Genomic DNA, 22239 nt, shown 5'->3' with positions numbered 1-22239 from the left:
GGGGAAGCCATTTCGGACGTGCGCAATGGCTTTCACACAAGGGCTAAAGACGGATTCTCGGAGCAGGATTACGCCAAATATACACGGGCCTGCTTCAATATTTGAGACGATAGCTATACTAGGTTTATCGTTGAATTTCTCTACGGAATATCAATACATTTTGGTGACATGATTATTATGTTCACAGGCCTACGACTTAATGAAATGCGAAAAGTATTTTTGTCCATTCCGGTGGCTACCTGCCTATTGGACAAAAACCTACGGTTTGTAATCGCAAATGAGAAATTTGCGGCTACCATCGGCGCGCCTCTGAACACTCTCAAAGGCAGGGAGATGAAAGAATTTGCGCCGCCCGAGTGGATTGACCTGGCCCAGAAAAATTATCTCCTTTTGGACAGGGGTGAGACCATTCCCGATCACGAGGTTTCTTTGGGTGGAAGAACCTGGCTTGCATCGTTGAATATGCTCCCCTGGGGCCCCCGAGGCTCTACGAAACTGCTTTCCGTAGCGCTTGTCGATATCACGGAGCAGAAGAACCTCGAGGCGGAACTGGCGTCGTCAAACGAGAAGCTCGCGATGGCGTACGAGAAAATCCAAGCTCAGGCCGAAACCGATCCCCTGACTGGCCTTCTCAACCGCTACGGACTGCGAAAGGCGCTGGAACTTGAAACTCGTAGATGCCGTCGGGGCGTACAGTCCCTGTCTCTGGCGATGATAGATGTGGATTGGTTCAAACCTTACAATGATCGTTATGGCCACATTATCGGCGACGCTGCCTTGCAGGCGGTAGGTGCCGCGATAAAGTCATCAATCCGTCGGCCGGGCGACTGGGCTGCGCGTTACGGGGGAGAGGAGTTTGTAATTGTTTTGCCTAATACGCCTCTTGCGGGCGCGAAACATGTTCTCGCCGCAATGACGAACGCAGTTCGTGATCTTGCCATAGAGCACGGCGCAAGCCCACTAGGGCGATTGAGTGTCAGTGTCGGGATAGCCTGTACCGATACCGTGCAGCGAGATCGTGAACCAAACGCAGTCTATGAATTGCTTCTGCGAGAAGCGGACAAGGCGCTCTATGAAGCGAAGGAAAAGGGACGAAACAGAATCGAGGTGATCGGAAGCGATCCGCCGGACAATGCAACAGCGCGCGGTAGCCGCCCCGCATCATCTTGATGCGATGCGCCAAAACCGCGCACAAATGGGACCGTTTAAAATAATTTCCTTATTCCGGCAGCTCTGCCGAATATGTTCTCGACGATCCCAATTATGTGGGGCATCTGCTCGACAACGTTTCGTTCGTCGACATTGCGCCGATCCTGTGTGCTGGCGTCACCGTCTACAAGGGCCTCAAGGTAACCGACACCAAGCCAAGCGACTGGGTGGTGATCTCCGGCATCGGAGGTCTCGGCCATCTTGCCGTGCAGTATGCCAAGGCGATGGGTCTCAATGTCGTCGCGGTGGGAGGGCATTGATATGGCCCTCCATCCTCAGACCGCCGCATTCCTCGCCGGCTACAATGCGAGCGCGCCCGTGATCGACTATGACACCGTGACGGCAGCCGAGCTGCGCGCGCTCTTCAGCATCCCCAAGCCGGAGATCGGGTCGGACGGGCTGCGAGGCATCGAAGACCGCACCATTCCCGGTCCAGCGGGTTCGGTTAGCGTTCGTATCTATATGCCCCAGGGTGACGGCCCGCTTCCGCTGACGCTGTTCATTCACGGCGGCGGTTTCTGCATCGGCGACGTCGATACGACTGACGGGTTGTGCCGCTTCCTGGCCGAAGAGGCCCGAAGCCTTTTCGTCTCCGTAGAATATCGTTGTGCGCCGGAAGCCCCATATCCTGCCAGCCTCGACGATTGTTGGGCCGTGCTGCAATGGCTTGCGGAACATGGGAGTGAGATCGGCGGCGATCCGTCCCGCATCTCCGACGCGCCGCATGATGTTCGCGATGTCCACGCCGGCATCGCAGAAACCTTCCGGCGCAGGATCGAGCGCACCGGAAAACGGGCTACAGGCCAAGCTCTAGCCTGGCTTCCCGTTTGTCATCTCGGTCCAAACGAGGCCAGTACCCCATCGACAATAGCATGGCCGGTCGGGAGGGAAATTCTTATCCACCATGTCATTTTTCCATGACGTTGACGCACGCAATGCAGCGCTATCGATTATCTGACGAATGGCGAACTGGCAGTCTATGCGCGGAAATAGATGATGGGAAAGGACAGTTTTGATCAGTTGCTCCTGATGATGACCGAAGGCAGAGCCGTTCCGCCCGTATCCTCTCGATGTCGCCGAATTTCGGCGATTCCTACCCTGATTTTCTTGGCGACGGTGTCCGAGATGCGCCGCACATCGCCACGCGTGTCGAGACCCGGAATGCCCTCGAGGAATTCCGCCAGGAGGAGGGTGAGCATCTGACAGACCTTCGCTGTCCCGATGTAAAGAGTATCGCCCCTCCCTGCCGATGAGTTTCCTAGCGAGTTGCAGATACTTCGCAAATCCCTTTCACGACTGCGTGGCGAAGATTCGCGAAATACTCTTCGTTCAACTCCGCCATGACAGGCTGTCCTCTTTGCAAAAGAATGAACCATGGGGCGGTTCGACCCGCCAGTATCCAGAAGAGTGCGCATCACTTACAGATTGCGCAGTGTGGCGCGTACCACATGATAATATATTCGATCTCAACGCATTAGAAGTGAGAAGTGCTGCTTGGTGTTCTGTGTACTACGATTGACAGGTATCGCGTACGACTGGTTGTACGCATCACCCATCTGATCTTAAAGCAAAATCTGCTCGCAGCACCCGTGCGTAGGGTCCATTACAAAACGGCCTTGCGCCGTGCGTCCCGCCTTACGCAGCGCGCTCGCGCTGCGCAGCCTCGCACCGGAAGGCGCGGGGCACTCTTGCTGCAGATTTACCGAGGAAATCGGCTTGATGGTCTGAGGGATGTCGATAATGGGTGGGGTCTCCCCAAATAAAAAAAAGGGGACCGGGCGTCAGGCCCGATCCCGGGAATGTGGTCAGCCCTGCCGGGCGGCTTGTGCGTACGCTTCATGGATGAGCATGGCCGCCTCGTCGTCCCGGCTCTGCGCCCGAATAATCCAATACGCATTGGAGCGAGCGGCCATGCGGGCGAGGTCGCAAGCCTTGCTCCATTCGGCTTCATATTCCTCGTCACATTCGCCGGTGATCACGACATCGCCGGTTTCGTGATCGGTGTAGCCATAATATCGGCCAGCGTAGGAATTGGCGCTTTTGAGGTGTCGTTCGATCTTGCGAATGAGCGCGAAACCCCTCGCCTGCGCATGGAAATAATGGGGTTCATGGGTTTCGACGAAACGATCGAAATCAGGTCCGATGGCAAGCATGGAAGCCTCCTTGAAAGGGGGCCGCAGGCGACAGGCACCGCAGGCCGATGGATGGGATGGGTCAGTGAAGGATCGACAGGAGCGGCCAGGCGCGACGCCCCGCCGGTTCCGTAGGAAGCGGCAATTCCCGCTTGCGCTGGTCCGTCGATGTGGCACAGTTACAGGTGACGGGCAGGCCATCGGGGAAGGACGATGGAAATGCCGAAGATGACGGAAAGGGATCGGCTCGCCGATCTGGAAACGCGTCAGCGCAAGATGAACGATGAACTGGAAAGCGCGCGCCGTTCCCTGCGCGGCAAATATGCCGCGATGATAGCGGAGGTGCCGGTGGAGAAGCTGACGGAAAGGGACTTCCGAGAGCTTCTGACACAGGCGATCCGGGTAGGTGGCAGTGTTGCGCTGTCGGCGCTCAAGGGATTGCCGGCAGCGACCTGATCGCGCCGCAGGCAATCAGAGGTTCCGGCAGGGATGCGCCTCGAGAAAGCTGTCCCTGTCGGAATCCGATCGGAGCGTGACGAACCGCTCTTCGGGTCCAAACCAGATGAGAATGAAGCACCGGCGCGCTGCCAATCGGTGGATATTGGCGAGGCTTCCCCGGCTGCGACCGTCCCAAATCACGAACCCGCAGGACGCATCTTGCGCCATTGCCTTGTCCTTGGGCGTGTGAAAGGCGGCGGTGCCCTTCGCTCCGGAACACGGGATGTTTCGGGTGGGCCATTTTCCGAGGTTATTGCGCGGTCCATCGCCCGAACAATAGACCATGACGGCATCGATATTGCGATCGGAAAGGAAGCGCTGGACGGCACGGTCCGCACCGCGCGCATCCCCGATCAGGACAGGAAGCGCGCGCTCAATGATACCGCCGATACGCTCGATTACAGGTTCGGGAAGCGCGGTAATGGACAGCGATCCTGAAATGAAGACCGCCGGGTTGGTGGATGATGGAAGGATATGGTCGGACATGGCTGTAATCTCCTCGAATGAACCAATCGTCCCTGCCCTCCTCTCCTCTATGCGGCGGAACCGGACCTTGCCGCCTCAACCGACGCCGCCAAAACCGCACCCGAAGGGTGTCCCTGCGACGAGCACGGCGAAGCCGCGCGCAGGAGGCCGGGACCGCCCTGGCGGTTCCGCATCGGCCTCGCGACGGACCCGCCTGCGGGTCCCTGAGCGGGGGCGAGTGCTACGCTCGAAAAAGAAAGGAGGACCGGCCCGGTGAACCGGACCGATCCTCTTGGGGACGCTCACTGCGCCTCCCATCCCTGATCGCTGAGCCTGACGAACCGCGCCGGGATACGCTTCTCCTTCACGAGACGCGCGAGGTGGGATTGCAGTCCCGACCCTTCGCAGACCAGCGCCTCGACGGGCCGCAGCCCGACCATCTGCTCGTTGCGCACGAACCCAGCCCGCTTGCCCAGCTTTGCACTGAGGCGGAAAGTGACGAGCTTCACCTTGCGGGAGGCTGCCCACGCTGCGGCCATGGCGTCGCACCCCTTATCCTGTGCGGTGGTCGCCAGCAGCATCATCGGGTTTCTCGCTTTCGCTTCGTCGAGTTTCGCCCAGATAAGGCGGTCATCGAACCACGTGTCCGCTCCCCCTGAGAAGATCACGATGGGCCCTTGCGGGTTGTGTGCATCGGTCCGGCGCTGGCGGCGGGCGGCAAGGAAATCGGTGGCCGCTATGACGGAGGCGGTGCGCTTGCTCGACACCAGCGACCCCTTCGGCGCGGACCACGGCCGGCCGGTTTCGGTGTGGAAGACGTCGGCGGCATGATCGCGCATGCACCGCAGGGCGTCGGTGGCTTCGTCGAGAAATTCCAGAGTGTCGCGTGCCTGCTCGAGTTCGACGCCGTGGATCTCGCTGCCGTCGGCGCACCGCAGCAGGTCCTGAACATCGCGGGTCGCCTTGTCGGCCTGACCCTCCCATTGCTGGGCGACATGATGGAAACTGTTGACGATGCCCCATGCGAGGCGCTCGGCGGCGGGCTGCAACCGGCTGTCCCGCAGCACGTCGAAGAGTGTCGTGACAATGAGTTCGACGGCGAGTTGCGCTTCCCTCGGATCGGGCATGTCGGTCGCCATCTCCTCCTCATCGCGCCCGATGCGGATGCCCTCAAGATTGGAGGCGAAGGCGGCGTGGAAGTCGTCGGCGGTGGCCGCTGTTTCCTGTGCGATGAATTCGGCGATGTCGCAGAACGGGCGGACGGAGCGGTTGATAGTCGTCATTGGAACCTCCTGTTAAAACGAAAGAGGTTCCCCCCTCGGCACGGGCTCCGAGCGGCGGGGTCAAGGATCGCGGAGCGACCGGCGTAGCCGGCGATGGGGGTCACGATTTTTTTGGGCGGCGACCATCATAGCAGGCCAGGCGCAACGCCCGACCCGCCCGGAAAAATGGTGGGGCCCCGTCGTCCTTGAGGCCGACGCGGTCCCGTGCCACCATTGGAATTCTTGAGAGAGAGAAGAGGCTTTGCGAATCTGGGGCTCGATGCCCCTGATTCGCAAATGGGTGCCTCCAGGCGCCTCCCTCAAATCCATGGACGGTGAGGGCCGGGGTCACGGACCGCGGCACGCGGCCGCGAAGCGGCGGTGGGGGCAACGATTTTGCACAGCAAAATGGTGGGGCTCCGCCGTCCTTGACGCCACCGACGCTTCCATGACGATGATGGGAATGGAAGGGTATTGCGAGCTTGCTCGTGATGCCCGCATCTCCCTTCTGCCCGATGGAGGGCACGCGCCCTGCTCGGGCTGCCGGCGGGACATAGGCGGCGAAGGGATCGCCCTCATGCAAGTGCCCAGACGGCGTGAACAGATACGCCTCCCCGCTCCGGCCGACGGCGCACACGACAAAGCGCGGTTCACCCGAAGCCGCATCGGCGCATTCCAGCAGGGCGAGATCGCCGCTCAAGGCTGCATGCAGCAATGTTTGAAAATTGGCTTGGTGGTGATCGGGTATCGCCATGACACGTCCCCATGAAAATGGGGACAGCGCGAAGCGCCGTCCCCGACAGGATGAATGAACCTCGCGGCTCTTATGCCGCCCGACGGAGCCGGCCCCGCACTGGCGGAGCGATCTTCTCGGCCGGAGCCTGATCCGCCTTGCGGAAGGCATGGATAGGGACACCTGCCTTGCGCAGTGCCTGATAGAGGTTCGCCTGAATGCCCGATCCCTCCCCCAGCAAGGCTTCGACGGGTTTGAGATCCACCAGCTTGCGGTTGCGCGCGAAGGGCGCACCGCGTCCCGAGCCCGTCAGCGAATAGGTCACGAGCTGGACCTCGCGGTTGCCCGCCCATGAGGCCACGATCGCATCGAAGCCCTTGCGCTGCGCGGTCGTCACCAGCGTCATGTGCGGAATGCGCTCGAGGATGGTATCGAGCCGGTCCCAGAGCTGCTGCCAGTCATGCCATTCGGCATGGCCAGAGGCGACAACGATCGGACCACGCGGGCGGTAGCGCTCGCGTTCGACCAGTTCGCGGGCGCGCAGGAAATCCTGTATCGATACCTGCGTGGCGGTCGCGACCTTCGATACGCGCGAGCCGCGAGCGGGCGACCATGGGCGGCCCGAAAGCACTCGAAAAGTGTCGGCGGCATAGTCGCGCATGCACTCGACCGCCTCGCGCTGTTCGCTCAGCGACTGGCACAGCAGCTGCTTCTCCTCCAGTTCGGTGTTGAACACCTCGGAAGGATCGGTACGGCGCATCATGTCGCGCAACTCGTCGGCCAGCGCATCCTCCTGTCGCTCGAGCTTGCCGGCGACGAAGTGGAAGCTGTTGACCATGCCCCATGTAATCTCGGGCGCAAGCGCATCGAGCCGGGTATCGGTCAGCAGATCGAAGATCGTCGCGATAATGCCGGCACAATCGGCTTGCGCGTGGAGCGGCTCGGGCATGTCATGTTCGCCCGGTTCGTCTCCCGGGCTGATGATCGAAAGCGGGATAGGATCGCCAAAGGCGCGCTTGAATTCCGGCGTCGCCGTTATCTCGGCGAACAGCGCCGGAAGGTCTGCGAAGCGGCCGATGCTGCGCGAATGTTCTCGGGTCATGGAAGTTCTCCGTGGATATGAAAAGAAAAAGGGGCGCGGACGCCTTGGCGTCCCGCCCCCATGTTGTCGGATCAGTGCAGGTTCGCCCGGATGCTGGCGAAGGCGATCGAGCGCGTCAGGACGGCTCCGACGATTTCGGCGGCATACGGGGCAAAGGGCGTGCCCTCGAGCAGGTCGTAAATGGCAGCGATGATCTCGCCGCAGGTGATCCCGGCCGGGATTTCCGGAACATGGGCCGCAGGAAACGGCGGCGAAAGCATATCCCGGATGGCGGGACTGGCCATGATCGCTGCGCAGAGCGCGGAGAGATCGGCGAAGGGGGCGAGGTCGTGCAACGAAGGGAGCGGCATGGGCTGCCTCCTCAGACAAGAGAAAAGAAAAGGGCCGGGGAAGCCTGACGCCTCCCCGGCCCGGAACCTGTTCCGATCAACCGGCGATCAGAACGGATCCTCCTCGCCGAACGGCGCACCCGCGCCGGTCAGTTCGCCATTGGCACCGGCAGTGCTGCCGCCGAAGCCATCCTGATCGCGCGGTCCGCGATCGTCATAGTTCGTGCGGCTGACGCCCATGCCACCGCCGAAGTCGGAACGCATGGTGTCGCGCCGCCACGCGACCATGTAGCCCCCGTGATCGGCCGGGAAGAGCGCGATCGGCATCGGTTCGGGCAGGCTGGGATCGTCGATGTTCCCGGCGAGGAACACTTCGCCGGTGCGCTTCGAGACGGCTTCCCACAGCGCGCCGATCTGGACCCAGCGGCGTGCGACGTTCAGGGCGAGGATCTCGTAGACCGGAGCCTTCTCGTTCTCGCTCATCACCTTGCGCAGCCCGATGCGGGGCAGGTCGATCGTGCGGGTGGCGATCGAGCCCGTCAGGCGGTTGTTCACATTGAAGATTTCACCGATGTTCATCGTCTTGACCTTTCGAATGTCGCTCGAAAACCATTCTCCGGCGACACCCTCCCCGGTCCTTCTCTCCTCTCTGCCCCGCCCTCTCCCCGCGCGCCGTCCGCCCGTGGACCAGCGCTCCGCTGCCTCCCGCGCCCGCCCCGCCTGCCCCACGCGCAACGCCACGGCCCGCCCGCAACTCTGCGCGACCACCGCGACATGGCGCGCGGCCGGAGCGGAGGTGCGGGGCCGAAGAGGAGCTGGGGAGTGAGGCTGGAGGCGCGGCGGTAGCCGCGCTGGCGTTACGCCAGCGGACGTAGCGGTAGCGGAGCTGGCGGCATAATCAGGCGGTCCCTGCAGGCGGAACCGGCGGACCCATGCTGGAACGGTACCAGCCGGTGCGTTTCCGGTATCGGGAGCGATCGGGATATGGCGGCGGGCCGCGCGGCGGGATCGCCGTAGACTTCTGTCTCATGGGGGATAATTTGTGGGACCAACGGCAAGAGGCACTGGACCGGATTGGCTGCGAGGTGGCGGAGCATGCCTTTGGGCGGACTATGCTGGTCTTGTCGGCCATCGTCCCAAATGGCCGTATGGCTTCCGGTATCAGGGATATCCAATGGTTAACAACGCCCTGAAATCAGGCTGCCCGGGAGAGGTCATCCAGATCATTGACGGGCGGGGAAACGCAGGCCCGTCCGGTATTGAAACGCTCGATCCATGTGCTGATATGGGCTCGTTGCTCGATCGGAACGACCGCGGCGGCACGCTGGAATTCGAGAAGGTCGAGCGGTGCGCTCGCGATGATCTCGTCGATCTCGTCGGGATCGAGCAAGCCTTCGGCACGGATGAACGCGGTCATTGACCGGGACGTTTCTTCGTCGATTTGCGCCACAGTCCTTCAACGGTTCGAAGCCTCGGCGCGGCGCGTGCTTCGAGCAGAACGATAAGGCGCAATTCGTCACGCGGTAGCGCTCGGACCTCTGAAATCTGCATTCCGGAACAAAAGAAGCACGAACTCTTATGAAAAGGAGGCAGACCTTCATCCGCGATAAGGCGCTCACAATCTTCCCGTGTAAAACCCCATTCTCTCAGCGGGTATCTGTACTCGAAGAGCGGATCGACATGCCCCATGCGATGCGAGTAACGCTGATTGTCGCGAGCGGAACAATCGTACCCAATCAGGCGCATCACCTTACGCCCGCTTGCCCAGGCATGCCGAGCTGGCGGCCAAGCCTTAACCCATTTCTCCTGCGGGGAGATTTTATGACGGGCCGAGCAGCTATGCCGCCCAAAGGCTATCGATGGCAATGTGCCATTCGTGAGACAGGCATCGAGCAACGAGGTATAGGGCGGCCAATGCTTGAAGAACCGGGCCTGATATTCAACGATCTCGTTGGGAACGCCATGATCGTCCATCCATTGCCGGAAGACAGGGATGAGCCTGCGCGTGTGCGGCTGCTCGGGCATCGCGGCCAGCAACGTCATCTCAGGGATTTCGCCGCGCCGACGAGTTCGATGATCATCGCGGTCGAATTGGTGCCCGCCCCCCATGCCGCGACGACGGGCGCACGATTGCCCGCGCTCATGCGACCATCGCCAGCCAACGGTCGGGCCATGGCGGCGGACGGGTCGTGACGCGATAGGCCTGGAAAGGCGCGATGCCGTGCACGACATAATGAGGAACGCCGGTGGCTCGCCGCAGGTTCAGCGCAATGCGATAGGCGCGATCGAAGGAGGATAACTGGCTTCTGAGCGGTGAGAGGCAGGCGGACGGGACTGGCAGAGCCATGGGAACCTCCGAAAGGAGCTAACCGGGAATGGAAATCGATCAGGCCGCAATCGGCAGATCGGGTGGATCGAGAGCGAGGAGACTTTCCAGTGTCACAGGCGCGCGGCTCGCCCGGCGTGTTCGCGGTCCCCGGCTTGGCCTCGCTGGATCATTGAACCGGTAGCCGATACGCGCCGCATGCTTGCCGATCACCGCCGGATCGCGGCCAAGTGCCTGTGCTACATCGACCATCGAAACGCCATGGGTCCAGGCGCTGCGGATAGCCCCGTCTTCATCGCTGCTGAATGGGCGCATGAACCCGTGGACGAGGCCCAGATGGTTGGCGCGGTAGAGCACGGCGCGAAGCCCGCGTCCCAATGCCTTGGCGATCTGGCGCGTCGGGATTTTGCCATAATCGGCGCGCAGACGCGCTTCATCCTCAGCGGTCCAAACCGACCCCTGCCGAAATCCGTCGCGGCGGACATGGGTGCCGCGCAGCTTCAGGGCTTCGGCGCGCCATCGGATGGAATGGGACGAACGGCCCAGCCTTTCCCGTAGCGGCGTGAGACTGGCGCCGGTCGCATAGGCATGGCGGAGCAGATCATCCTCTTCCGCGATCCACGCACGTCCCCAGCCCCGTCCATAGCCGAGCATCCGCAGGCGCTGCCCCAGGCTGCGGCTGTTGCGCTCGGGAAAGCCTTCGTGGGCCAGCATCCGGGCAATGGCCATATAGCGCGCGCCCGTGGCGGCGAGGTTGAGCGCACGGGTCATTTCCGCGTCGCTCCAGTCGTCGGGCTGGCAGGCATGACGCAGGCCCAGCACCGATGCGCGCGCGATGACACCGCTTAGCGGCCGCCCGATGAGGCTCGAAATCTGGGCGACCGGAACGCCCTGTTCATAGCCGACGCGAAGTTGCGCATCTTCCCATCCACTATAGGGTGGGGACCCGGGCTCGGACAGGCCGAGCAGCCGCGCGCGGGCATAGAGGGCGCTCACGCCCCGGCCGAGCCGGGCGGCCAGCGTTGCCGTCGGGACATGTGCGTAGCAACATGCCATTTCCTCGTCGTCCCAGTCGCTCCAGGACCGCCGGGAGTTGCGGCGCAGGCCGAGGTCATGAATACGCGTGGCGACACCGGCCCGGGGCCTGCCGAGCATGGCGGCGATCTCGTCGATCGTGCGATCTTCGGCAAAGGCGGCGCGCAGGCGATTTGTCTCATCGGGCAGCCATGCGTCCGCGCGAAAAGCCAGCTCCGCAAGCGGCGCGGTTGGGACGGTTTCCGTTTCGGGGACAAAAGGTGTCAGTTCGACGATATCGGCGTCGAGATCGATGCTGTTCCGGGTCATGGCGCGCGCCTCTCAAACCAGGCCGACGACGGGCGTATCGACGACGCACAGGCGCAACCGGGCCGACAGACGCGCAATACGCGTATCCCCCCGCGGCATCGTGTCGGACGCGCCGATGGCAGCTAGCAAATCCAGCCCGGCGTCCACGTCGTTTGCGGGTAGCGCGAGATGGCGCGCGAGATCGTCTGCCGTGGTGGCATTGGGCGCTATGTTGCCCAAGGCCCCGACAATGCGTGCGGCGGCGGGAGCGGCAGGGTCGAGCAGAAAGGCGTCGAGCGCACGCTGTCCCCGCATGGCGGCATGCGTGGCTCTGGCCGGCGCAACCTCGCGCAGGTTTTCAAGGTCGAGCAGAGTGCGGCTCTCGTCCGGGCCAAGATCGGCCGCGGCCACCAGATCGGGCGTGCGGCCGATATGCGGTGTGATCGTCGGATCGATTTTGGCGAGCACAGGCGTGGCGGCCAGCGCGGGACCGAAGGCAAAGAACTCGCCGGGCGGAAGCAGGCGTAGCAGCGCCGCCTGATCGCTGCCGAACCCAAGCAGGTCGGCGGCGCGCGCCACATCGCGGTCGAAGACGTTGAGGCCGATCAGATGATTATGCAGTTCCGAGACCACCGAACTGGCGAGTTTGGCGAGGCGCTGCGTAGCGATGATTGTGCCGATGCCGCGTTTGCGCCCCCGGGCGCACATGTCGGTCAGCGTGGCAACGCCCAGGCGGCGGGTTTCCGCATCACGGGCGGACGCTGCCATATGCGGTGCCAGCAGATGCGCTTCGTCGATGCATACCAGCACCGTGTGCGCCCAATGTTCGCGTTGGGCTGACAGAAGCCCGGCGAAAAAGGCGGCCGCCTTCTCGATGCGGTGATCGGGTTCGAGATCGGTGAGATCGAGGTGCAACGCGATCCGGTGCTGGCGCGTGCGCAGCGCGAGTGCGGTGAGCCCGTCATTGGCATAGTCGCGCGCGACCACGGTGGTGGCGCCGATATGCGCGGCGAGATTGGCGAACTCTCCCTCCGGGTCCACGATGATGGTCGTGAGATAGTCGAAGGCTTCCTCGATGATCCGGCGCAGCGTCTGGCTTTTGCCCGCGCCGGATGATCCCTGGATGAGGCAGCGGCCCGACATGAGCTTGCCGAGATCCAGTTCCAGGGGGCCAGTCGAGCTATGACCGAGCGGGACGCGGGCGTCACGTGTGAAATTGCTGATGGGAATGTTCATCGGGCATACTCCTTCACCGCCGCCAAAGGCGGTCGTTCGCGTTGCGTGTGGTGGGGGAATTCAGGCGGCGATCGCTGCCGGAAGAATGATGGGTCCAGCATTGCGCCAGTCATGACCGGCCGCTTTCAGGGCATCGGTCACGACAGCAAACTGGCGATCGCCGTCATCGTGGAGGATTCCCAGTGCGCAGGCGTCGACCACCAGATGGCTGAACAGGCCGCCTCGATAGGCGTCGAAATCTTGCCCGGCGCCGAATGGCGCCTCGCAAGTAACCCAGAGCGAAGCCTGGATTTCCCGGATCAGCGCAGACACGCGGTCCAGTTTCGGATCGTGGAACAGCGAGCGGCGGCGCAGCAGGAGCTCAGGCGCCCAGCAAGGGCCTTCGGGCTGGTCGATCTGCTGTGCGGCCGCCTGCCATCCGCTTTGCGACAGCGTGTCGGGTGGCGGGAAGGCGACGATATCGTTGAACCAGCGCAATAGATGCATGCAATGGATGCGCGCGCCGATGGCGTCGCCCCGGTCCAGCGCATCGGGATAGTCGGCCTCGAGCGCCGCTTCCAGTTCGGCGGGTGTCAGCGCGATGAAACAGGCATCGCGCTGCGGGTCTGGAACGGCGCGGGACGTGTAGAGATTGGCCAGCGTGACCGGTGCAGATGCGGGAGTCGGAGCTTCGACAAGGGCGGGCGCCACCGCGCGCCAGAGCGCATCGGGATAATCGCCGAGGGCAACGACATGTTTGAGCGTGCCGCTGTCGTCAGCATCGATCAGGTTGAGCCGCGCGCCGCCCCGGATCGATAATATGGCTGCGGGATCGAAAAGAGCGACCTGCAAGGCCGAGCGTTCGAGGCTGCTGAGCGCAACATGGGTGATGATGTCGCCAGCTACGCCGGATGGAATGGTCATGCATTGTTCTCCATTGTTCCAAGGCGCATCGCGGCCGGCGAGGCGTGATTGACGCCGCCGGTGTGGACGGCGGCATCGAACACCAAGTCCTGTTTGCCGTCGTCCCAACACGCCCGGTATCCAACCACATGGCGATCCGCCTCTCGAGCTGTCCCGATGCACCCTAGCTTCCATCCCCCTGCCCTCCGTCCGCATTACATGGTGGGCAGGTGCATGTTCCGGTTTTCAGATGCCCGATGCTGCGGCAAAGAGGCGGGCATGCCTGATTCTGCGGATTCGAAACTGAACGACCTGCTTCGCCGCTTGCCCGACTGGATACGCCGCGATCTTGCTTCCACAGACGCTTCACGTCGAGCGCGTGCGGAAGACTCGCTCCACGCGATGCTGATGCCTCTGATCGCTGGCGGGAGCGCCGCAGGGAAAGACGCCGGTTGATGACGTCGCGCGCTAAGGCCACGCGCAGTTCATCCAAGCTGACGCTCGAAAATCTTGAGAGCCTGGGCGCTGCCCGGCTGGCGCGGCTTGTGCTGAACCAGGCCGAGATCGATCCCATTTTCGCACGTGCCGCGCGGATGGAGATGGCGGCCAGGGATGACAGCGGCACATTGGCGCATGAGATCGGCAAGCGCCTGAAGACCATCCGCCGCTCGCGTAGTTTTATCGAGTGGGACAAGGTGCGGCCGCTCGCCCAGGAACTCGACCAGTTGCGCGCCGGCATAGCGGGGCCACTTGCCGAAACCTCGCCGCAGGAGGCCATCGAGTTGATGCGCCTTTTTCTCAGCCTCGCCGAACCTGTATTCGAACGCGCAGATGACAGCAGCGGTGCGCTCGGCGATGTGTTCCGGCAGGGTGGCGAGGATCTGGGGAAACTTTGGTCCCTCGCGGGCGCGCCGGAACCCAACATACTGGCAGGCGACATTCTGACGCTGATCGAGAGTGACGGCTATGGCGTGTTCGACGAGTTGCCGGAAGCCGCTTCGCCTGCGCTGGGCAAGGAGGGCCGGGCGGCGCTTCGACATATGCTGCTGGAGCGGCAGGCATCGTTGCCCGATGCGGAGCGGAGGCGTTTCGACTATACGGCCGGCTGGCTCCTCCCCAAACTCGCGGACCTGGATGATGATGTTGACGCCTACATCGCCACTGTCGATCCTGATCGACGAAACGCGCTGCTCAATGCGAAAGTCGCCGAACGGCTGATCGCACATGGACGCTGCGAAGAGGCACTCGGCTGGATCGAAGCGCCGACCGAGCGCGGGCATACCGAGCGTGAGCTTGCCGACCTGAAGTTGCAGGCCCTCTGCGCCCTGGATCGCAGGGAAGACGCGCAGGCGCAGCGCAAGGCGATCTTCGATCGCTGGCTGGACAGCCAGGCGCTGCGCGACTGGCTCAAGAAGCTGCCGGATTTTGAGGATTGCGACGCGGAGCAGCAGGCGCTCGATCAGGCCATGGCGTTCGATCCCGGCGTCCCCGCCCTCGCCTTTCTCGTGGAGTGGCCGGATCTCAAGCGCGCCGGCCAGCTGGTCCGAGCTCGGATCGATCAGCTGGATGGGCGAGCCTATGACATCCTGCGCCCCTGTGCCGAGGCTCTCTCCTCTAGCGATCCGGTCGGCGCCACGCTGCTCTACCGGCAGTTGGTCACTGGCGTGCTCGATCGTGGCGCGTCGAAATATTATGCTTATGCCGTGCGGGATTTCGTCGCGGCCGGCAAGCTCGCGGACGGCATTGATGCCGGAGCAGATATCATGCGTCATGTCGACTGGATTGATCTTCTGCGCCGGAGCCATGGGCGCAAAATCGGCTTTTGGAGCCAGATTCCCACCTGACGGCATGATGTCTGGCAAGGTCTACCAATCGTGTACCGGCAAATCATCCGAGCGGTCACCGTCGCAATCGAGGAGCAGGAACTGGAAGCCCCGGCTTTGACCGAACGCCATCAGGCGCAGCAGGTCTGCCGGCAGTTGCGTCTGGCGCGCTTCGTCGAGCGAACGGGTGGGTACGAACCAGCCGTAGACGGAAGCGGCGATGTCGATCGGCCGCTCGGTCGGCGGCCAGGATGCCCAGCCATCGAGAAGGCCGGCGGTCTGGACCGTCAGATGCGCGGTCGAGAGCACGCAATAGCGTCCGGTTTCCACCGATTTCGCAGCGATGCTTGTGTGGAAAAGCGGCGGCGTGACCTGGAGTAGGTCTTTGGCGCATCCGTCCGAGGGGTGCCCGTCGAAATAGATGGCAATCACGGTTTCATCGTCCAGTGTAGCGGGATCGCGCTCGTCGCCAGCTTCTTTCCACCACTCCCGGCACCATGCGGCGATTTCCGCGTCCAGCGTGGCCTCATCGATCGCGGCATGGATATTGGTACCATAGCGGTGCTCGATAGCAGCGGCATGAAGGTGGATCGGCCAGGACAAGGGCGATCGTTCGATATGGTCCTCGGCACCGCGGATATCCGCAATCAGTTCGCTGCGTGCATGGTTTGCGAGGTGATCAGGATATTCAATGGCCGACCGTGCCCGCGCCCGCAGGGCCAGATGATCCTCGCGGCCGGCGATATCCGTCGGTCCCGACGATGGCGTTTCCTCAATGCCGGTTGGCCAAGCCTGTGCAGCGTCCTGTTCGGTCGCATCGGAAAGTAGAACCGGGTGGTGCGGATGGGTCCAGTCGACGCTTTCGGTCAGCCAGCGGCCGACATAGGCCCAGTCGAAGCCAAAGGGGCAATCGTCATCAAGGCCCTGCAATGCCCGTTCGACCGTAGCGGTCCAGCTGAGTATGATGGGCCGCAGGGTCTCAGTCCCAAGCCTATCGAACGCCCCGCGGATCGCCAGGGCGCGTTCGAGCGCATCGGGATCGGCGGCAGGCCGATCACGCAAGGCCAGGACCGCCTCCCATAGGCAGGCAGCGATTTCGAGATGGAGGGGGGCATAGTTGGTCATGGGCTCAATCCTGGTTCACGCTGCGCGGCGGTGATTGTTGCGACAAAGGCCGAGGTCGGCGGCAATCAGCGTTTCAATCCGGGGCGCGAGGGTATCGAAGGCGGCGTTGAGATCGATGCCCGAGATGCGATGGCGGATCTCGCCAGGCTCATGGTCGAGCAGAAGCATCGGCGGAACGAGACGCGCGGTCATTTCAGGGAAAATGGCCTGCAGGATGATGGCCTCGACACGGCGCGACACGAGGTTGAGGCGCGCGGCCAGGCCGCAATGCACGGCGAGATAGCGCTCGAACCAGCGGCTTGGCGCCAGCACGTCGGCGAGCCGGGTACAGGGCAGCCGTCCCGCCGGTGTCGGGACATGAAGAATGACGACACGATGCCGACGGTGGGGAGCAAGCTCATCCAGCGGGACCAGAACCCGATAACTGTAAAGGGGAGCCTGCCCGCTGACACGGGTCCTGCAGGTGATCATATCCATCGGGCATTTCCTTCATATGCGTGCGCAATGCTGCTCGCGGTTTCACGCATGCCCCCTCCCCCTTTCACTCCGGTGCCCGGTCGTGAAGGCGGTCTGTATGTTCTGCAAAAATGGGCCGGATTGGGCTGAAATGGATGTCAGCGCTCTGGCTGGTCACCACGACAAGCTGCGTTGTCATAGATCGGCTTGTCGCCCGGTCGCCACGGGATGGGATGCCAGATACGGCCATTGTAGCTGATGCGGCCGGCAACGATATCCTCGTGGAGGAGTGTGGCATCCGGGAAGGTACTAGCGCCAAGGCCAGTCTGGTCGCGGCGTTCGCAATAGCGGCGCGACGCTTCTGCGAGCGTTTCCACGATGATGTCTGGATATCCGGCTTGCCTGACGATCAGGGGCAACCGGCTTTGCTGGCCTGGTTCCATATCTGGGCGTTTCACGTTCGGGCGCATGGACGCGTTCCTCAAGGGCAGGACATTATGGGCGGGGAACGTCGTAACGAGGGTCGCACCCCGCCTCGCCCGGATACAGGCCCATCGGATCGGGCAGGAGGAGCTGGACGACGGCATATTCCTCATGGCCAAGAAAGCGCCCGACCTGGTTGGTGCATGCGCTGCGTGACGTCGCCCCGGCAAGGCGCGGACGGATCGGGAAGGCGCCGCCGATATCGATATCCCTGTCTGGCACCTGGTCCGCCTGACGCATTCGCCGACCGACTTCGTTGAGAACCGACGCCATCAGGGGCGGCGCGAAATTGCCGATGATCAGCAGTTCGGGCAGGCCAAGGCGGGCGTTGCCGATCGTGTATAGCGCTGAAACTGGCATTGAACGCATCGACGGCGATGAGCGAGGGCATCGGCCAATATCCGGTCTCGCCGCGTTTGATGATGATGGTCTCGCCGGTTTCCGGATGGGGACAGGCGCACATGTCTGGAAGCTTTTCCAGATTGGCGAGGCGCCGCGCCGCCTTGTCGAGGCGAAGCTTCGGCAGGTCCCATAGCCAGGATGGCCCGAAATGATTGCGGATCATACGAAGCGATGCGCTATCTGGCTCGCGCTCGTCATCGCCGTTCATCCATTTGAGATTGAGCGCGTCCTTCCAGCGCCGGCCATGGCGCGCGCGGAAATCGAGCAGCGCACGCCACATGCGATCGTCGGGTTCCTGCATGATGTTTCCCCTGATCGGGACCGGCCACTGCGACGCATGATGCGGCGGAGTGGCCGGCGGGATCGCAGACCCGTGTCAGGCTGGCCTGACGGTGGCGGTGCGACGCGAATCGGGAATGCGCGCATTATCGTAGACGCTGTTCACCGACATATGCAGCGCCTGCTGCTGCGCGCTGAACCATGTCGCGGCAGGGATCCGATATGTCTCGGTGGCGAAAGGGTCCGACCCGCTGAAAAAGGCGACGTCGACGGTGAATTCCTGGAGAGGGGCGGATTTGTGGGGACGCATGAGGGCATCCTTTCATGAGAAAGGGCATCCTGGCGCGGGACCAGGATGCCGGACTGGAAAGGGAAGAAGCGGACGAAGGCCGGACGTCAGAGCGCCTGTTCGAGGAGCTTTCGGGCCTTGGTTTCCAGTTCGAGGCGGCTGTCCTGATGGGGCTTTGTCCGGGCGAGCGCGGTTATGCCCTGCACGAAATCATAGATGGATTCAGGCGGCCGGCCTTCCTCGGCGAGCACCGTCTGGATGATCTTCGTGGTTTCGGCCTTCGAGAAGCCGCGCCTGCGCAGGAAAGGCTCGCGATCTTCGTCCTTGCGCGCCACGATCCGTTCGCGGGCGGCCTTGATGCCGGAGATGAAATGCGACGGCGAGGAATTCGCGAAATGCTCGAGTGCCGGAGCGGCCTGATGGGCAAAACGGGCGCCGGCGAATTTCGAGTGACGGATGTTGACTTCCTCGAAATTCTCGACACCCCAAAGGCATCTGTTCGCGCATACTCCGCGCAAGTAAAATGTCGCGATGCCGAGCGTTTTCGAGCCGACCTCGCTGTTCCAGGCATAAAAGCCGCGAAAGTACAGGTCAGGATCGCCATTTGGCAGTTTTCCTGCCTCGATCGGATGCGTATCATCGACGAGGAACAGGAAAATATCTCTGTCCGATGCGTAGAGTGTGGTCATCTCCTTGGTGATATCCACGTGGGGATTGTAGGTCATGCTGCCCCACTGGATTGTGCCAGGCACCTTCCAGCGCGTATCGCCGACACCATCACCGGCAAAGGCCATTACAGCCTGGACCAGTTCCCAGTCGAAAATGCGCCCATATTCGGAACCGGTAGCAGCGCGCAGTTCGGTTCTGCCATTGTCCGTCTGCAGCAGTTTGACCTGCTCGCCGCGGTGGGTCATGAGCCCATGTTGCAGGTTGATGCCCGCAAGGGCCGCTGGAAGCTGGCGCAGATAGGAAGCCGGTGCCCCAACGAGGCTCGCCACCTGGCCGAAGGACCAGTTGGTCGGCGCCAGGGGGCGATCATCGCCGGGCGCCATCAGCATCAGGCGTTCGGGATTGTCACTTTTCGCCTCGACCCGGATCGCGCGGCTTTCGACGATGCGCGTGGTCGCCCGGTCCGCGCGGCCACGAACGGCATCATAGAGGCTGGTGAGCGAGAGATATTTCTCATCGTCGGGCCGGGAGAACCATTCCGACGATACGCGGCTGCTCATTCGGCCACGCGAGACATCGATGCGATAGGGGGCGGATGCGGGGGGCGCTTCGTTCATGCGGGCAAGGGTCGCCATGGGAACCATCTCCTTGAGATAGAGGAACGACGGGACGATCCACGTCTCCCGTCACATTCCCGCCCCTCCCTTCCCTTTCCGGCGTCTCGCGATCCCGGCTTCGCAACAGCCTGATTTGCCGCTAGGATAAAGGCCGCGTTCCGAATCTTCCTTCTGGCTCTTCCATCGATCGCCAGGAGGCCATTAAAGTGACAACGTTCGGCATATTGGTCCGGCTGAGGCGGCTGATGCTGTCTGCGGACCTCGGTGCCAGGCGAAGCCTGACGGAGGCTTTTGCCCTGGAAACCCTCGTGATCGCGATGGGCGTCGCCGGTCCCTATGCGCTCAAGCTGCTGATCGACACGCTGGCCGGACCAGTGGGACCGCCCATGCAATTGTTGTTGTACATCCTGCTGTTCGTGGGATGCTGGGCGGCCGCCGCCATCCTGGAAACGGCCAGGCTTTCCTGCACCGCGAAAATGGTCGATGCACTGGCGCGGCAGCTTAAAACCCATGCGCTTGGCGCCGCCCTGCCTCGAATCACGGCGGCACGCGACAGCCGGAGCGGACGCGTTCCCGGCATGCTGGAGCGATTGCCCTATAGCCTGACGCTGGTCGTGGAAGGATTGATCTGGCGGCTGGGGCCCGTGTTTCTGCTGGCTGTCGCCAGTCTCGCGGTGATCGCCAGCTTGATCGAACCGCGCTATGTCCTGATCCTTGGGCTTACGCTTTTAGGATTTCTCGGGGCGACCTGGATGGGGGCGGCACGCCATCGTGTGCATGCCGATGCGACCAATGCGGCTGCATCGCATGTGTCCCGCACGATCGGCGACATCGTCCGCAATGCCCGCCGCGTCATCCTCAACGGCGCCCTCGATCGCGAACTTCGTTATGTGGGCAGGACATTGAGCGCCAGGCGGCACGCCCATGCGGGCATGTACCGATCGCTGACCGTCATGGCGGCGCTGCAATTCTGCATTGTCGGCGCCGGGATTGTGGCGCTGCTGATGCTGGCCGGTCTGGACGTAGGCAAAGGCCGAATGACGGCAGGCGGCTTCGTGCTGCTGCAGGCCTACGCCTTTCGACTGACGGTTCCGCTGAGCGCGCTGGGCTATATCCTGGCGCAGGCGGGCGTCGCGATCGCCAACATCCGCGACGTGCTGGCATTGACGAATGTCGAAGACGCGCGGAGTTGTCGGCAGCCCGACCGCTTTGCCGACGCCGAACTCGCCGCCGAAAATGTCAGCTTCCGCTATGGGGATGGCCTGCCCGCTCTCGCCGGGATTTCGCTGTACATCCCATCAGGGCGCTTCGTCGCGATTGTTGGCCCAAATGGTTCGGGCAAATCCACGCTTGCACAAATTCTGGCCGGCGTGCTCGCGCCTGCTTCGGGGAAAGTCGAGATTGCAGGGGTCGACATGGCGACCATCCCCTGGGGAGAGCGTCACCGCTATATACTATATGCGCCGCAGTTCATCGGCCTGTTCAACCGGTCGCTGCGGGAGAACATCCTCTATCCCCCGGCGAACCAGCCGATCAGCGACGTCGAGGAATTGCTTCATGTCTGGCGCTTCCATGAGAGTGGAAGACCGATCGACTTCGATATGGAATTGGGCGAACAGGGCGAGCGGCTGTCGGGAGGCCAGATCCAGAAGCTGGAGCTTGCCCGGTTGGCGGGGGTCGACGTGCCGGTCCTGATACTGGATGAAAGCACGTCCGCGCTCGATCCGCGCAGCGAGGCAGATGTGATCGAAAGGCTACGGCGCAGGACCCATAGCGCGACGACGCTGGTCATGATCACCCATCGCCTGGCGACAGCCAAGGGCGCCGACCAGGTTCTTTTCATGCAAGGCGGGAAACTGGTTGGCAGCGGATCGCATGCAGAATTGATGCGGCGATGCGCGTCCTACCCGGCTCTCTGGCATGGGTTGCAAGAGTGAGGTTGGAGGACCGCATCCCGGCAAGGTTTCCCAGCTTCTGCACATTGGCGTATATGTTCAATGGAAGGGGGCCCCGATGCCGGTAAAGCACAAAGATAATCTGTCCCAGCGACATGAAGCGGTCGTGGTGGCCGCAAAAGCGGCAGGATTGCTGTCCGGCGCGAACAGCCGGCTCAGCGCGCGCGTGCCGCGTGAACTCATAGATCGTGCAAAGATACGTAGCGGCATCGCCTCGACAACCAATCTCGTCGAATATGCACTTGCCAAAGTAGCGCTCGAGGATGATTTCGGGGCAAGGCTGGTAGGTCGGAAAGGGGCGATTCCTTCGGACATTGCGCTGGGAGTTTGATCGCGAGGCGTCGCTGGGGCGAGCGATGTGGGGACGCGCCCCATTCTTTATTGATCGGTGGTTCACCTGTTCGCGTCACACCTCATCGCGCAGAATGGAATAGACGTCTTCACCATATAGGCGAGCTGTCTGGCAGCTTTCATCCCAGAAATGCGTTCCGGCGCGGAGACGCGCGGCAACCCAGAGTCCGGTGTCCAGGGTGCGCCAGGTGCCGATAGCGGTCCACAGTCCGCGCGGAGAATATTCAAACCAGAGTTGGCGGCCGAGCTGGCGCACTTCATCTGAAATGCCCAGCCGCGATGGTGGCGCTCGG

At 62.6% G+C, this 22239-nt stretch carries 26 protein-coding genes and 1 pseudogene; 7 read left to right on the top strand and 20 right to left on the bottom strand.

Annotated features, from left to right (window positions below):
* Nucleotides 1–168: 168 nt before the first annotated feature.
* The 3 genes and pseudogenes from RLDS_RS40450 to RLDS_RS0128175 all read left to right on the top strand — a co-directional run bounded on the left by RLDS_RS40450 (nucleotide 169) and on the right by RLDS_RS0128175 (nucleotide 2130).
* Complete coding sequence (locus RLDS_RS40450) at nucleotides 169–1170, top strand: sensor domain-containing diguanylate cyclase (protein ID WP_021226124.1); 1002 nt, start codon at nucleotides 169–171, stop codon at nucleotides 1168–1170.
* Between the two features lie 56 nt (nucleotides 1171–1226).
* Nucleotides 1227–1457: pseudogene (locus tag RLDS_RS40445) on the top strand (zinc-dependent alcohol dehydrogenase); the annotation flags it as partial.
* Between the two features lie 13 nt (nucleotides 1458–1470).
* Nucleotides 1471–2130, top strand: a complete 660-nt coding sequence (locus RLDS_RS0128175) for an alpha/beta hydrolase fold domain-containing protein (protein WP_052034125.1) — start codon at nucleotides 1471–1473, stop codon at nucleotides 2128–2130.
* Between the two features lie 95 nt (nucleotides 2131–2225).
* On the opposite strand, the gene RLDS_RS40440 is transcribed toward RLDS_RS0128175, so the two are convergent.
* Together RLDS_RS40440 and RLDS_RS40435 are read right to left on the bottom strand one after the other, a co-directional pair.
* On the bottom strand, nucleotides 2226–2408 hold the full coding sequence (locus RLDS_RS40440) for a hypothetical protein (protein ID WP_021226121.1): 183 nt from the start codon (nucleotides 2406–2408) through the stop codon (nucleotides 2226–2228).
* 606 nt (nucleotides 2409–3014) lie between these two features.
* Nucleotides 3015–3362: a hypothetical protein gene (locus tag RLDS_RS40435; protein ID WP_021226120.1), complete on the bottom strand. Its 348-nt coding sequence runs from the start codon at nucleotides 3360–3362 to the stop codon at nucleotides 3015–3017.
* Nucleotides 3363–3560: 198 nt separating this feature from the next.
* On the opposite strand from RLDS_RS40435, the gene RLDS_RS40430 reads away from it, so the two are divergent.
* The gene (locus RLDS_RS40430; RefSeq protein WP_031298160.1) at nucleotides 3561–3797 is read left to right on the top strand and encodes a hypothetical protein; all 237 of its coding nucleotides are present in this window, start codon (nucleotides 3561–3563) and stop codon (nucleotides 3795–3797) included.
* A 15-nt stretch (nucleotides 3798–3812) separates the two neighbouring features.
* Here RLDS_RS40430 and RLDS_RS40425 read toward each other — a convergent pair whose 3' ends face one another.
* From RLDS_RS40425 to RLDS_RS40380, 12 genes are all read right to left on the bottom strand, one after another.
* Complete coding sequence (locus RLDS_RS40425; RefSeq protein WP_021226118.1) at nucleotides 3813–4325, bottom strand: hypothetical protein; 513 nt, start codon at nucleotides 4323–4325, stop codon at nucleotides 3813–3815.
* Nucleotides 4326–4606: 281 nt separating this feature from the next.
* The gene (locus tag RLDS_RS40420) at nucleotides 4607–5587 is read right to left on the bottom strand and encodes a DUF2493 domain-containing protein (protein WP_021226117.1); all 981 of its coding nucleotides are present in this window, start codon (nucleotides 5585–5587) and stop codon (nucleotides 4607–4609) included.
* Between the two features lie 100 nt (nucleotides 5588–5687).
* Nucleotides 5688–6320, bottom strand: a complete 633-nt coding sequence (locus RLDS_RS56980) for a DUF6117 family protein (protein WP_236616852.1) — start codon at nucleotides 6318–6320, stop codon at nucleotides 5688–5690.
* A 70-nt stretch (nucleotides 6321–6390) separates the two neighbouring features.
* Entirely contained in the window at nucleotides 6391–7401 is a 1011-nt protein-coding gene (locus RLDS_RS40410; protein WP_021226115.1) for a DUF2493 domain-containing protein, read from the bottom strand.
* A gap of 71 nt (nucleotides 7402–7472) precedes the next feature.
* Complete coding sequence (locus tag RLDS_RS40405; RefSeq protein WP_021226114.1) at nucleotides 7473–7751, bottom strand: hypothetical protein; 279 nt, start codon at nucleotides 7749–7751, stop codon at nucleotides 7473–7475.
* Between the two features lie 87 nt (nucleotides 7752–7838).
* Nucleotides 7839–8309, bottom strand: a complete 471-nt coding sequence (locus tag RLDS_RS40400) for a DUF736 domain-containing protein (RefSeq protein ID WP_014076245.1) — start codon at nucleotides 8307–8309, stop codon at nucleotides 7839–7841.
* A gap of 616 nt (nucleotides 8310–8925) precedes the next feature.
* Nucleotides 8926–9147, bottom strand: coding sequence for a hypothetical protein (locus tag RLDS_RS56975; protein WP_021226112.1), 222 nt, complete (start codon nucleotides 9145–9147; stop codon nucleotides 8926–8928).
* Complete coding sequence (locus tag RLDS_RS40390; protein ID WP_236616851.1) at nucleotides 9144–9773, bottom strand: hypothetical protein; 630 nt, start codon at nucleotides 9771–9773, stop codon at nucleotides 9144–9146. The genes RLDS_RS56975 and RLDS_RS40390 overlap by 4 nt, the downstream gene beginning before the upstream one ends.
* Before the next feature lie 97 nt (nucleotides 9774–9870).
* Nucleotides 9871–10077, bottom strand: a complete 207-nt coding sequence (locus RLDS_RS0128165; RefSeq protein WP_031298157.1) for a hypothetical protein — start codon at nucleotides 10075–10077, stop codon at nucleotides 9871–9873.
* A 39-nt stretch (nucleotides 10078–10116) separates the two neighbouring features.
* A complete protein-coding gene (locus RLDS_RS40385; RefSeq protein WP_021226110.1) occupies nucleotides 10117–11400 on the bottom strand; it encodes a hypothetical protein in 1284 nt (427 codons plus the stop codon).
* 12 nt (nucleotides 11401–11412) lie between these two features.
* A complete protein-coding gene (locus RLDS_RS0128160; RefSeq protein ID WP_031298156.1) occupies nucleotides 11413–12615 on the bottom strand; it encodes an ATP-binding protein in 1203 nt (400 codons plus the stop codon).
* A 60-nt stretch (nucleotides 12616–12675) separates the two neighbouring features.
* Nucleotides 12676–13518, bottom strand: coding sequence for a hypothetical protein (locus tag RLDS_RS40380; RefSeq protein WP_021226109.1), 843 nt, complete (start codon nucleotides 13516–13518; stop codon nucleotides 12676–12678).
* A gap of 434 nt (nucleotides 13519–13952) precedes the next feature.
* On the opposite strand from RLDS_RS40380, the gene RLDS_RS40370 reads away from it, so the two are divergent.
* Nucleotides 13953–15341 carry a DUF6880 family protein gene (locus RLDS_RS40370; RefSeq protein WP_021226106.1) on the top strand — a complete coding sequence of 463 codons (1389 nt, stop codon included), beginning with the start codon at nucleotides 13953–13955 and terminating at the stop codon, nucleotides 15339–15341.
* Between the two features lie 21 nt (nucleotides 15342–15362).
* On the opposite strand, the gene RLDS_RS40365 is transcribed toward RLDS_RS40370, so the two are convergent.
* From RLDS_RS40365 to RLDS_RS40340, 6 genes are all read right to left on the bottom strand, one after another.
* On the bottom strand, nucleotides 15363–16445 hold the full coding sequence (locus RLDS_RS40365) for a DUF5983 family protein (protein ID WP_021226105.1): 1083 nt from the start codon (nucleotides 16443–16445) through the stop codon (nucleotides 15363–15365).
* Nucleotides 16446–16460: 15 nt separating this feature from the next.
* Entirely contained in the window at nucleotides 16461–16922 is a 462-nt protein-coding gene (locus RLDS_RS40360) for a hypothetical protein (RefSeq protein WP_021226104.1), read from the bottom strand.
* Nucleotides 16923–17059: 137 nt separating this feature from the next.
* Nucleotides 17060–17359 carry a hypothetical protein gene (locus RLDS_RS40355; protein WP_236616850.1) on the bottom strand — a complete coding sequence of 100 codons (300 nt, stop codon included), beginning with the start codon at nucleotides 17357–17359 and terminating at the stop codon, nucleotides 17060–17062.
* Nucleotides 17360–17396: 37 nt separating this feature from the next.
* Nucleotides 17397–17744 (bottom strand): DUF4262 domain-containing protein, encoded by a 348-nt coding sequence (locus RLDS_RS55305; protein ID WP_236616849.1) that lies wholly within the window; start codon nucleotides 17742–17744, stop codon nucleotides 17397–17399.
* A gap of 418 nt (nucleotides 17745–18162) precedes the next feature.
* On the bottom strand, nucleotides 18163–18375 hold the full coding sequence (locus tag RLDS_RS40345; protein WP_021226101.1) for a hypothetical protein: 213 nt from the start codon (nucleotides 18373–18375) through the stop codon (nucleotides 18163–18165).
* 86 nt (nucleotides 18376–18461) lie between these two features.
* Nucleotides 18462–19658 (bottom strand): hypothetical protein, encoded by a 1197-nt coding sequence (locus RLDS_RS40340; protein ID WP_021226100.1) that lies wholly within the window; start codon nucleotides 19656–19658, stop codon nucleotides 18462–18464.
* A gap of 188 nt (nucleotides 19659–19846) precedes the next feature.
* Between RLDS_RS40340 and RLDS_RS40335 the strand changes: the two genes are divergently transcribed.
* Nucleotides 19847–21577 (top strand): ABC transporter ATP-binding protein, encoded by a 1731-nt coding sequence (locus RLDS_RS40335; RefSeq protein WP_021226099.1) that lies wholly within the window; start codon nucleotides 19847–19849, stop codon nucleotides 21575–21577.
* Between the two features lie 76 nt (nucleotides 21578–21653).
* Nucleotides 21654–21926, top strand: a complete 273-nt coding sequence (locus RLDS_RS40330) for a hypothetical protein (RefSeq protein ID WP_021226098.1) — start codon at nucleotides 21654–21656, stop codon at nucleotides 21924–21926.
* The last annotated feature ends 313 nt before the right edge of the window (nucleotides 21927–22239 follow it).

The sequence above is a fragment of the Sphingobium lactosutens DS20 genome (genome assembly GCF_000445105.1).
GTDB lineage: Bacteria > Pseudomonadota > Alphaproteobacteria > Sphingomonadales > Sphingomonadaceae > Sphingobium > Sphingobium lactosutens.
Note: the sequence above shows the minus strand (reverse complement) of the source record. Positions and strands in the feature narration are given on the sequence as shown.